This is a genomic window from Nocardioides ferulae, from assembly GCF_003660455.1.
In the GTDB taxonomy this organism is placed as follows: Bacteria; Actinomycetota; Actinomycetes; order Propionibacteriales; family Nocardioidaceae; genus Nocardioides; species Nocardioides ferulae.
In genome coordinates this window covers 144,118-155,643 of record NZ_QZVR01000004.1, presented here as the reverse complement: position 1 = coordinate 155,643, position 11,526 = coordinate 144,118, and the positions used below count along the sequence as shown (strand labels likewise).

Genomic DNA, 11,526 nt, shown 5'->3' with positions numbered 1-11,526 from the left:
GTGCGTGCCGCGGGCAGGGGGCAACAACCTGATCGGCAGGTCGCTGGCCGTTCGGAGCCATCCGTGGCATTCAGCTGATATGTAGGTGATCCCTGTCAAGAGCAGGGTGAGGCGCCCGTCCCGAGCACTCGGGACGGGCGCCTCGTGCTTCGTCGATGTCGTCGGTGGTGAGCGTGTCGTTGGCGACGCGCGGTCAGGCTGATATGCGCGGGTTGGTTACCGCAGGACGGGGTGTTCGGCAGGAGCGGACCGCTTGTCTAGGGTCGAGCGTCGCGCTGATCGCTCGGCGCTGCTCATAGCTGTTTCGCGGGTCACTCCACGCGCTGCTTCCACCACGTTGGCCGACGAAGCAGTCAGGGTGGCCGGGCTTTCTCAGTCCTCGAGGACGGCCAGGGACCAGCACCAGCCGGCCAACTCGCGGGCGATCGCGACGTTGGCGACCACGTGCCGCTTGCGACGGGCACGGAAGGCGTCCCAGCGGGCGTTCAGTCGCCGGTTGCCAGCGTCACCGCGCACTCGGGCTGCTGGCGTCGCGAGCTCCCACCGATCCCGCATGGTCTTGCCCGGCGCATAGCGGGCCCGGTGGTGCCAGGCGGCCTCGACCAGCAGCCGACGCAGATGAGTGTTGCCCGTCTTGGTGATCGAGCCCTGAACCCTGCTGGTTCCGGAGGAGTACTCCGACGGCACGAGCCCGATGAACGAGCCGATGGTGTTGCCGGTGAACCGGTGCCAGTCACCGACCTCAACTGCCAACGCGAACCCGGTCAGGGTGCTGACCCCACGTAGACAGCACAGGCGCCGCACGATCGGGGTGAACTCGCTGTCGGCAGCCATGGCTGCGATGGCCTCATCGAGCCGGTCGCGGCGTGCCTTCACGGCGAGCACGGCCTCGTAGTCGGACTCGAAGGTCAGCCGCAGCGCGGACGCCTCGAAGCGTTGCCGGCGTAGCCAGGTGTCGTGGGTGGTGGTCCAGGCCTGACCGCCGGAGTAGACGATCCCCTGGCGCAGCAGGAGCTTCGACAACCGGTGCCGGGCCCGCATCAGGTCACCGCGGGCGTCCTCGCGAGCGCGAACCAGGTCGCGGGCGTTCTCCTGGTCCACGGTCGGGACCGACACGGTCGTGAACTCGTCGAGGCGCAGCAGCCGGGCCAGGTGCACCGCGTCCTTGGCATCGGTCTTGACCCGATCACCCGAGGGCCGCTGCAGCTTCGACGGTGCGACGACCTCGCACCTGATCCCTGCCGCGGCCAGTGCCCGGGACAAGCCGAACCCGGTCGGGCCGGCCTCGTAGGCCACCGCCACTGGACCCGGAAGGTCCTCCAGCCACGACCGGATGTGATCGTGCGACGGGGTCAGCTTGGCTTGGACGAGCTCGCCCGTGACGCCATCGATCGCCGCAGCCGCGACAGATCGTGCGTGCACGTCGAGCCCGACGCTCGTACGCTCGGTGAACACCGGGGCCTCCCACAATGTCGGATAGGCCGAGCAGGCGGCCCCTGCTCGGTAACCCACGAATCTTGTGAGTGAGGCCCCGGCCCGCAACCGCCTCAGGCCGAGCCGGTCACGACATACCGTCTAGGGCGGTCCTGCTCCGTCAGTAGCTGAATGTCGTCGCGCCCTCGCCGATCCACTCCCACATCGGCACGGTGCCACCCAGGGTCGCGCCGTTGATCAGGGGCTGGTCCTGGAGTCTCTTGGCGTTCACGCAGACCGGGCAGACGAGGTAGGCGCCGCCCGCGGCCTCGTAGCGGCCCATCAGGTCGGGGATGGACGGGCAACCCTCGCACGCGGTGCCGACCGCGACGCCCACGACGGCCAGCCGCACGGCCTCCTTGGTGAGGAACATCAGCGTGGGCCGACCACTCTCCGCGGCCCCGACCGCGACGAGGAGGGCGACGGTCACCTTCTCGGCGTCCTCCAACCCGGTCGCCAGCGAGACGACCGCCTTCCCTGCCGGACCTGCACTCGCGTCACTGCTCATCGGGGCTCCCTCGTCGTGCGCCGGCCGGGTCGCCGGCACCTATACCCACGGTGGGCCGGGGCCTCGCCTCGCGGAAGTACACGTTCTGTAGCGCCGGGCCTGGTGCGTCCGCCGCCGGTCGGCCTACAGTCGCCGGATGGCGGGCTACGGCCAGTTCTGCCCGGTCGCGAAGACGGCCGAGATCCTCTGCGAGCGCTGGGCGCCGCTGGTCCTGCGCGAGCTCATGTGCGGCAGCAGCCACTTCAGCGAGATCCAGCGAGGGGTGCCGCTGATGTCGCCTACGCTGCTCTCGAAGCGACTGCGCCAGCTCGTCGCCGCCGGCGTGGTCACGCGCACCGAGCAGGGGCGAGGATCGTCCTACGCGCTCACCGCGGCCGGTTGGGAGCTCTACCCGATCATCGAGGCGATGGGGGTGTGGGGCCAGCGCTGGGCGCGGAGTCACTACGGCCCCGACGAGCTGGACCCGGCTCTGCTGATGTGGGACATCCGCCGCATGCTGCAGCCCTCGGGGCTACCGAGCCGGACGGTCGTGGAGTTCCGCTTCCGGGAGGCGCCCGCCGGACACTCCCGCTTCTGGCTGGTCGTCGACGGGTCCGAGGAGCCGCCGATCGACCTGTGCCTGATCGACCCCGGCCACCGGGTCGACCTGTGGGTCACCTGCGACGTCCGGACACTCACCGAGGTCTGGATGGGCGACCGAGCACTGCGTGCCGCCGTCGCTGACGGCTCCATCTCCATCGAGGGGGCACGAGCGCTGGAGCGTGGGTTCACCGACTGGTTCGGAGCACACCCGGTGCTCGGCCGGGTGGCGCCGGCCGACCTGTGACCGGCGGCACCGCCGTCCTGTCCCAACAGATGACGAAGCCCCCAGCGCCGAGGACGCTGGGGGCTTCGTCATCTGACTGCTAGTTCTGGTACGACCCGAAGTCGAAGTCGTCCAGCGCGACGGCCTGGCCGCCGGTGCTTCCGAACTCGTAGTCGTAGGAGTCGTAGCCGGTGACGGAGTACGCCGCGGCGCGGGCCTCCTCGGTCGGCTCCACCCGGATGTTGCGGTACCGCTCGAGGCCGGTGCCCGCCGGGATCAGCTTTCCGATGATCACGTTCTCCTTCAGACCGCGCAGCGAGTCCGAACGACCGTGGATCGCCGCGTCGGTGAGGACGCGGGTGGTCTCCTGGAAGGAGGCCGCGGAGAGCCACGACTCGGTCGCCAGCGAGGCCTTGGTGATGCCCATCAGCACCGGTCGACCCGAGGCCGGCTTGCCGCCCTCGGAGACCACGCGGCGGTTCTCCTCCTCGAAGATCACGCGGTCCACGAGGTCGGAGGGCAGCAGGTTGGTGTCACCGGACTCGATCACCGTGACCCGGCGCAGCATCTGCCGGACGATGATCTCGATGTGCTTGTCGTGGATCGACACGCCCTGGCTGCGGTAGACCTGCTGGACCTCGTCGACCAGGTGCTCCTGTGCCTTGCGGACACCGAGGATCCGCAGGACGTCCTGCGGGTCGGGGGTGCCGGCGGTGAGGTGGTGGCCGACCTCGATGTGCTGGCCGTCCTCGACGTTGAGGCGCGAGCGCTTCGAGACGGGGTACTCCTGCACCTCGGAGCCGTCGTCGGGAGTGACCAGGACCTTGCGGGCCTTGTCGGTCTCCTCGATCTCGACCCGGCCGGCCGCCTCGGAGATCGGCGTGCGGCCCTTGGGCGAGCGGGCCTCGAAGAGCTCGACCACACGGGGCAGACCCTGGGTGATGTCGTCCGCGGAGGCCACACCACCGGTGTGGAAGGTACGCATGGTCAGCTGCGTGCCGGGCTCACCGATCGACTGGGCGGCGATGATGCCGACCGCCTCGCCGATGTCGACGAGCTTGCCGGTGGCCAGCGAACGGCCGTAGCACTTCGCGCAGGTGCCGGTGCGGGCGTCGCAGGTCAGCACGGAGCGGACCTTGACCTCCTCGATGCCGGCCGCGACGAGCTCGCCGATCTTGACGTCGCCGAGGTCGCCGCCCGCCTCGACCAGCGTCTCGCCGGTCTCGGGGTGGGTGACCTCGACGGCCGCCGACCGGGCGTAGGCCGCGGTCTCGGCGTTCTCGTGCTTGACGACCGTGCCGTCCTCGCGACGCTCGCCGATCCGCTTGGGCAGACCGCGCTCGGTGCCGCAGTCGTCCTCGCGGATGATGACGTCCTGGGAGACGTCGACCAGGCGCCGGGTGAGGTAGCCCGAGTCGGCGGTACGCAGCGCGGTGTCGGCGAGACCCTTGCGGGCACCGTGGGTGGAGATGAAGTACTCCAGGACCGAGAGACCCTCACGGAAGTTCGCCTTGATCGGACGCGGGATGATCTCGCCTCGCGGGTTCGCCACCAGACCACGCATCGCGCCGACCTGCCGGATCTGGTTCATGTTTCCGGAGGCGCCGGAGTTGACCATCATGAAGATCGGGTTGCTGCGATCGAAGGCCTCCTCCATCGCGTCACCGACCTTCTTCGACGCCTCGGTCCAGATCTCGACGAGCTCCTGGCGGCGCTCCTCGTCGGTGACCAGGCCGCGCTCGAACTGCTTCTGCACCTTGGCGGCCTGGGCCTCGTAGCTCTCCAGGATGCCGGCCTTGTTCTGCGGCGTGGTGACGTCGTCGATCGAGACCGTCACCCCCGAGCGGGTCGCCCAGTGGAAACCGGTGTCCTTGAGCGCGTCCAGCGACGCCGCGACCTCGACCTTGGTGTAGCGCTCGGCGAGGTCGTTGACGATCGCCCCGAGCTGCTTCTTGCCCACTTCGTAGTTCACGAACGGGTAGTCGGCCGGCAGGGTGTCGTTGAACAGGGTGCGGCCCAGCGTGGTCTCGAGCGTCACCGGCTGTCCCTCGACCCAGCCCTCGGGCAGCGCCACGCCGACCGGCGAGACGATCGAGTCCAGACGGATGCGGATCTTGCTCTGCATCGAGATCTCGCCGCGGTCGAAGGCCATGATCGCCTCCGCCTGCGAGCCGAACGACCGGCCCTCCCCGGGCTGACCGTCACGGTCGGCGGTGAGGAAGAACAGGCCGATGATCATGTCCTGGGTCGGCATGGTCACCGGTCGGCCGTCGGACGGCTTGAGGATGTTGTTGGTCGAGAGCATCAGGATCCGCGCCTCGGCCTGGGCCTCGGCCGACAGCGGCAGGTGCACCGCCATCTGGTCGCCGTCGAAGTCGGCGTTGAACGCCGTGCAGACGAGCGGGTGGATCTGGATCGCCTTGCCCTCGATCAGCTGCGGCTCGAAGGCCTGGATGCCGAGACGGTGCAGGGTGGGTGCCCGGTTGAGCAGCACCGGGTGCTCGGTGATGACCTCTTCGAGGACGTCCCACACGACCGGGCGCGCCCGCTCGACCATCCGCTTGGCGGACTTGATGTTCTGGGCGTGGGAGAGGTCGACGAGCCGCTTCATCACGAACGGCTTGAACAGCTCCAGCGCCATCTGCTTGGGCAGACCGCACTGGTGCAGCTTCAGCTGCGGACCGGACACGATGACCGAACGGCCCGAGTAGTCGACGCGCTTGCCGAGCAGGTTCTGACGGAAGCGACCCTGCTTGCCCTTGAGCATGTCGGAGAGCGACTTGAGCGGACGGTTGCCCGGGCCGGTCACCGGACGGCCGCGGCGGCCGTTGTCGAACAGCGAGTCGACGGCCTCCTGGAGCATCCGCTTCTCGTTGTTGACGATGATCTCGGGCGCGCCGAGGTCGAGCAGCCGCTTGAGCCGGTTGTTGCGGTTGATCACCCGGCGGTAGAGGTCGTTGAGGTCGGAGGTGGCGAACCGGCCACCGTCGAGCTGGACCATCGGCCGCAGGTCCGGCGGGATGACCGGGACCGCGTCGAGCACCATGCCCTGGGGCTTGTTGCCGGTCTTGCGGAACGCGTCGACGACCTTGAGCCGCTTGAGGGCGCGGACCTTCTTCTGGCCCTTGCCGGTGGCGATGATCTCGCGCAGCGACTCGACCTCGGCCTCGATGTCGAAGCTCTCGAGACGCTTCTGGATCGCCGTGGCGCCCATGTGGCCCTCGAAGTACTTGCCGAACCACGTCTTCATCTCGCGGTAGAGCATCTCGTCGCCCATCAGGTCCTGGACCTTCAGCGACTTGAAGGTGTTCCAGACCTCGTCGAGGCGGTCGATCTCGCGCTGGGCGCGGTCGCGCAGCTGCTTCATCTCCCGCTCGGCGCCGTCCTTGACCTTGCGGCGCTGGTCGGCCTTGGCACCCTCGGCCTCGAGCGCGGCGAGGTCCTCCTCGAGCTTGCGGGCGCGGTCCTCGATCGAGGTGTCGCGGCGCTTCTCGAGACGCTCGCGCTCCAGCTGCACCTTGCCCTCGAGCGAGGACAGGTCGCGGTGGCGGGCGTCCTCGTCGACGGCGGTGATCATGTAGGCCGCGAAGTAGATGACCTTCTCGAGGTCCTTCGGCGCCAGGTCGAGCAGGTAGCCCAGGCGGCTCGGCACACCCTTGAAGTACCAGATGTGGGTGACCGGGGCGGCGAGCTCGATGTGGCCCATCCGCTCACGGCGCACCTTGGAGCGGGTCACCTCGACGCCGCAGCGCTCGCAGATGATGCCCTTGAAGCGCACGCGCTTGTACTTGCCGCAGTAGCACTCCCAGTCCCGGGTGGGGCCGAAGATCTTCTCGCAGAAGAGGCCGTCACGCTCGGGCTTGAGCGTGCGGTAGTTGATGGTCTCCGGCTTCTTGACCTCACCGTGGCTCCACTGGCGGATGTCCTCCGCGGTGGCCAGGCCGATCCGAAGCTGGTCGAAGAAGTTCACGTCGAGCACGTTGGCTGCAACCCTTCGGTAGTTCTAAGAAAAGTGAAGTACGGGGGTGGGGCGAGGAACGGCGGAGCGCCGTGCTGACTCGTCCGTTCCGAGGAACAGGCGCTCCGCGCGTTCCTCGATCACACCTCTTCGACCGAGCTGGGCTCGCGACGGGACAGATCGATGCCGAGCTCCTCGGCGGCGCGGAAGACGTCCTCCTCCGCGTCGCGCATCTCGATGGCGGTGCCGTCCTGGGACAGGACCTCCACGTTGAGGCAGAGCGACTGCATCTCCTTGACGAGCACCTTGAACGACTCGGGGATGCCGGAGTCGGGGATGTTCTCGCCCTTCACGATCGCCTCGTAGACCTTGACCCGACCGGGCACGTCGTCGGACTTGATCGTGAGCAGCTCCTGCAGGGCGTAGGCGGCGCCGTACGCCTCCATCGCCCAGACCTCCATCTCGCCGAACCGCTGGCCACCGAACTGGGCCTTACCGCCCAGGGGCTGCTGCGTGATCATCGAGTAGGGGCCGGTGCTGCGCGCGTGGATCTTGTCGTCCACGAGGTGGTGCAGCTTGAGGATGTACATGTAGCCGACCGAGATCGGCTCGGGGAACGGCTCACCGGACCGGCCGTCGAACAGGTTCGCCTTGCCGGTCTCGTCGATCATCCGCACGCCGTCGCGGTTGGGGATGGTCGCCCCGAGCAGCCCGGTGATCTCGTCCTCGCGCGCGCCGTCGAACACCGGGGTCGCGACCTTGGTGTCGGGAGCGGCGGTGTCGACGCCGATCTTGATCAGCCGCTGCTTCCACTCCGCGTCGTCCGGGTCGCCGGACAGGTTGAGGTCCCAGCCCTGCTTGGCCAGCCAGCCCAGGTGCAGCTCGAGGATCTGGCCGATGTTCATCCGTCGCGGCACACCCAGCGGGTTCAGCACCACGTCGACCGGGGTGCCGTCCTCCATGAACGGCATGTCCTCGATCGGCAGGATCTTCGCGATCACACCCTTGTTGCCGTGGCGGCCGGCGAGCTTGTCGCCGACGGAGATCTTGCGCTTCTGCGCAACGTAGACCCGCACCAGCTGGTTGACGCCCGGAGGCAGCTCGTCGCCGTCCTCACGGTCGAAGACCCGCACGCCGATGACCGTGCCGGACTCACCGTGCGGCACCTTCATCGACGTGTCGCGGACCTCGCGCGCCTTCTCACCGAAGATCGCGCGCAGCAGCCGCTCCTCGGGCGTGAGCTCGGTCTCGCCCTTCGGGGTGACCTTGCCGACGAGGATGTCACCGGTGGTGACCTCGGCGCCGATCCGGATGATGCCGCGCTCGTCGAGGTCGGCCAGCATCTCCTCGGAGACGTTCGGGATGTCCCGGGTGATCTCCTCGGGGCCCAGCTTGGTGTCGCGGGCGTCGACCTCGTGCTCCTCGATGTGGATCGAGGTGAGGACGTCCTCCTGCACCAGCCGCTGGGAGAGGATGATCGCGTCCTCGTAGTTGTGGCCCTGCCACGGCATGAACGCGACCAGCAGGTTGGTGCCCAGCGCCATCTCGGCGTCGTCGGTGCACGGCCCGTCGGCGATCGGGCTGCCGACCTCGAGCCGGTCGCCCTCGTTGACGAGCGGACGCTGGTTGATGCACGTGCCCTGGTTGGAGCGGCGGAACTTCGCGAGCCGGTACGTCGAGTAGGTGCCGTCGTCGTTCATCGTGTCGATGGCGTCGGCGGACACCTCCTTGACCACGCCGGCCTTGTCGGCGACGACCACGTCACCGGCGTCGACCGCGGCGCGGTACTCGATGCCGGTGCCGACCAGCGGCGAGTCGGACTTGATCAGCGGCACCGCCTGGCGCTGCATGTTGGCGCCCATCAGCGCCCGGTTGGCGTCGTCGTGCTCGAGGAACGGGATCAGGGCGGTCGCCACCGACACCATCTGGCGCGGCGAGACGTCCATGTAGTCGACCTCGTCGGCGAGGATCTCGGAGACCTCACCGTCGCGCTGGCGCACCAGCACCCGCTCGTCGGTGAAGCGCCCGTCGTCGTCGAGCGCGGCGTTGGCCTGCGCGATGACGTAGCGGTCCTCGTCGTCGGCGGTGAGGAAGTCGATCTTCTCGGTGACCCGGCCACCCTCGACCTTGCGGTAGGGGGTCTCGACGAAGCCGAACGGGTTGATCCGCCCGTAGGAGGCCAGCGACCCGATCAGGCCGATGTTGGGGCCTTCGGGCGTCTCGATCGGGCACATCCGGCCGTAGTGCGACGGGTGGACGTCGCGGACCTCCATGCCGGCGCGGTCGCGGGAGAGACCACCGGGGCCGAGCGCGGAGAGGCGGCGCTTGTGCGTCAGCCCGGCGATCGGGTTGGTCTGGTCCATGAACTGGCTCAGCTGCGAGGTGCCGAAGAACTCCTTCAGCGCCGCGACGACCGGGCGGATGTTGATCAGCGACTGCGGCGTGATCGCCTCGACGTCCTGGGTGGTCATCCGCTCGCGGACGACGCGCTCCATGCGGGCCAGGCCGGTGCGCAGCTGGTTCTGGATCAGCTCGCCCACCGTGCGCATCCGGCGGTTGCCGAAGTGGTCGATGTCGTCGGCGGCGATGTCGAGGGTGCCCTGCGGCATCTCGAGCTGCTCGCGGCCGTCGTGCAGCGCCACGATGTACTTGATGGCGGCGACGACGTCGTCGATGGTCAGCGTCTGCTGGTCGAACGCCTCGACCAGGCCAAGCTTCTTGTTGATCTTGTAGCGGCCGACCTTCGCCAGGTCGTAGCGCTTGGGGTTGAAGTAGTAGTTGTTCAGCAGCGTCTGCGCGGCCTCACGCGTCGGCGGTTCGCCCGGGCGCAGCTTGCGGTAGATGTCGAGCAGCGCGTCGTCCTGGCCCTGGGTGTGGTCCTTCTCCAGGGTCAGCATCATCGACTCGTACTCGCCGAACTCCTCGCGGATCTGCTCGTTGGTCCAGCCGAGGGCCTTGAGCAGCACCGTGACGTTCTGCTTGCGCTTGCGGTCGAGGCGGACCCCGACCATGTCGCGCTTGTCGATCTCGAACTCCAGCCAGGCGCCGCGGCTGGGGATCAGCTTGGCGGTGTAGATGTCCTTGTCGGAGGTCTTGTCCGCGGAGCGCTCGAAGTAGACGCCCGGGGAGCGCACGAGCTGGGACACCACGACCCGCTCGGTGCCGTTGATGATGAAGGTGCCCTTGTCGGTCATGAGCGGGAAGTCGCCCATGAAGACCGTCTGGCCCTTGATCTCACCGGTGTCGTTGTTGGTGAACTCGGCCGAGACGTAGAGCGGCGCGGAGTAGGTGAAGTCCTTCTCCTTGCACTCGTCGACGGTGTACTTGGGGTCGTAGAAGACCGGGTTCTCGAACGAGAGCGACATCGTCTCGGAGAAGTCCTCGATCGGGGAGATCTCCTCGAAGATCTCCTGGAGGCCGGACTTGGCCGAGACGTCCTCGCCGGCGGCGGTGCGGCGCTCGACCTCGGCGGTCCAGCGGTCGTTGCCGATCAGCCAGTCGAAGCTGTCGGTCTGCAGCGAGAGGAGCTTCGGGACCTCGATGGGGTCCTGGATCTTGTTGAACGAGATGCGGCGGGGGTTACCAGAATTGGTGCGCGCGGCCAAGAGGTGTCCTTCGACGGGTTCGCTCTGGGAATGGCGCCGCCCACCACTCGATCCACCACCGGACAGGCGGATGAGCATATGAGGGCAGGCGCAACGCGCAACCATACCCGAGAAACCGGCGCAGGACAACGCCGCGGCCACCGCAGATCGATGGTCTGCGGAAGATCATGAGCCTCCGCGGGGCCCAGGTCAAGCAGCCCCGCCGCCGATGGGGACACGGTACCCCCGCCGGCTTGGACCACTCCCGCGGCCGTCCGCGCTCGCCGGGCGCTCGCCGGCCGGAGGTCCGGCGTCGGAGCGGCGGCGATGTGAAGTCGCCGGCGAGGCGGCTCAGCCGCCCGCCGGGGTGCTGGTCATGTCGTCGACGAGCCAGTCGCCGTCGACCTCCTCGAGCGTCACCGTCGCCCAGTTCTTGAAGACGGTCGGCTCGCCACCCTTCTCGGTGTCGGCGTTGGTGCGGGTCTGGTTGACGAAGAGCAGCACCTGCACCCTGTCCTCCCCCGACCGCACGATGCCTGAGGCGATCACCGAGGCACGGACGGTGGTCTCGGTGCCCGGCGCGTTCTGGCGGATCACCTCGAACAGCCCGTCGTACTTCTCCCGGTAGTCGTCGGTGAGGTAGGACTGGGCGGCCGCCTGGTCCTCGTCGAGGGTGTCGTAGCCGTAGCTGAGCACGGCCTCGGCCGCGGGGACCGCCGCAGCCCGGGCGGCCTCCGTGGCCTCGACGACACGGTCGTCCTCGGCGCGTCCGGTCGCGAGCCAGGCGGCGAGCCCCACCGCCGCGGCCGCGAGCACCGCGACCGCGCCCAGCAGCCACCCCGGGACGGTGCGACCCACAGCGCCGTCCCGCCTCTCCTCCGGCGCGCTGGTCGCCCCGGCGCCGATGGGGTGCTCGGCCTTCGCAGTCGCCGTGCCGCGGACGTCGTCCCGCCCGGCCGGCGCGCTGACGACCTGGGGGGACGCGTCGTCGCCGGGCGTGGCCCGGGCGGCCAGCTCGGCGTCGTACGCCGCTCGGCGGGCCGGGTCGAGGAGCACCTCCGCCGCCTCGTTGACCACACGGAACCGGCGGTCGGTGGGATCGAGATCGGCGATCGCGGCCTTCCAGGCGGCCCGGACCTCGTCTTCCGACGCATCGGCGTCGACCGCGAGCAGGTCGTACCAGGTAGGGCTCGGCACG

Annotated in this window: 6 protein-coding genes; 1 reads left to right on the top strand and 5 read right to left on the bottom strand. The window is 68.8% G+C overall.

The features are described 5' to 3' along the window. Positions 1–372 precede the first annotated feature (372 nt). The gene (locus tag D6B71_RS07035; RefSeq protein ID WP_121253422.1) at positions 373–1,455 is read right to left on the bottom strand and encodes an IS110 family RNA-guided transposase; all 1,083 of its coding nucleotides are present in this window, start codon (positions 1,453–1,455) and stop codon (positions 373–375) included. 139 nt (positions 1,456–1,594) lie between these two features. Further along, the gene (locus D6B71_RS07030; RefSeq protein ID WP_121253420.1) at positions 1,595–1,981 is read right to left on the bottom strand and encodes a DsrE family protein; all 387 of its coding nucleotides are present in this window, start codon (positions 1,979–1,981) and stop codon (positions 1,595–1,597) included. A gap of 136 nt (positions 1,982–2,117) precedes the next feature. Between D6B71_RS07030 and D6B71_RS07025 the strand changes: the two genes are divergently transcribed. Further along, complete coding sequence (locus D6B71_RS07025) at positions 2,118–2,807, top strand: winged helix-turn-helix transcriptional regulator (RefSeq protein WP_121253418.1); 690 nt, start codon at positions 2,118–2,120, stop codon at positions 2,805–2,807. Positions 2,808–2,886: 79 nt separating this feature from the next. Here the strand turns inward: D6B71_RS07025 and D6B71_RS07020 are convergent, their stop codons facing one another. The 3 genes from D6B71_RS07020 to D6B71_RS07010 all read right to left on the bottom strand — a co-directional run bounded on the left by D6B71_RS07020 (position 2,887) and on the right by D6B71_RS07010 (position 11,525). Next, positions 2,887–6,765: a DNA-directed RNA polymerase subunit beta' gene (locus D6B71_RS07020; protein ID WP_121253416.1), complete on the bottom strand. Its 3,879-nt coding sequence runs from the start codon at positions 6,763–6,765 to the stop codon at positions 2,887–2,889. Positions 6,766–6,884: 119 nt separating this feature from the next. Beyond that, a complete protein-coding gene (rpoB, locus tag D6B71_RS07015) occupies positions 6,885–10,349 on the bottom strand; it encodes a DNA-directed RNA polymerase subunit beta (protein ID WP_121253414.1) in 3,465 nt (1,154 codons plus the stop codon). Positions 10,350–10,679: 330 nt separating this feature from the next. Continuing rightward, complete coding sequence (locus tag D6B71_RS07010) at positions 10,680–11,525, bottom strand: J domain-containing protein (RefSeq protein ID WP_164519567.1); 846 nt, start codon at positions 11,523–11,525, stop codon at positions 10,680–10,682. Position 11,526 lies beyond the last annotated feature (1 nt).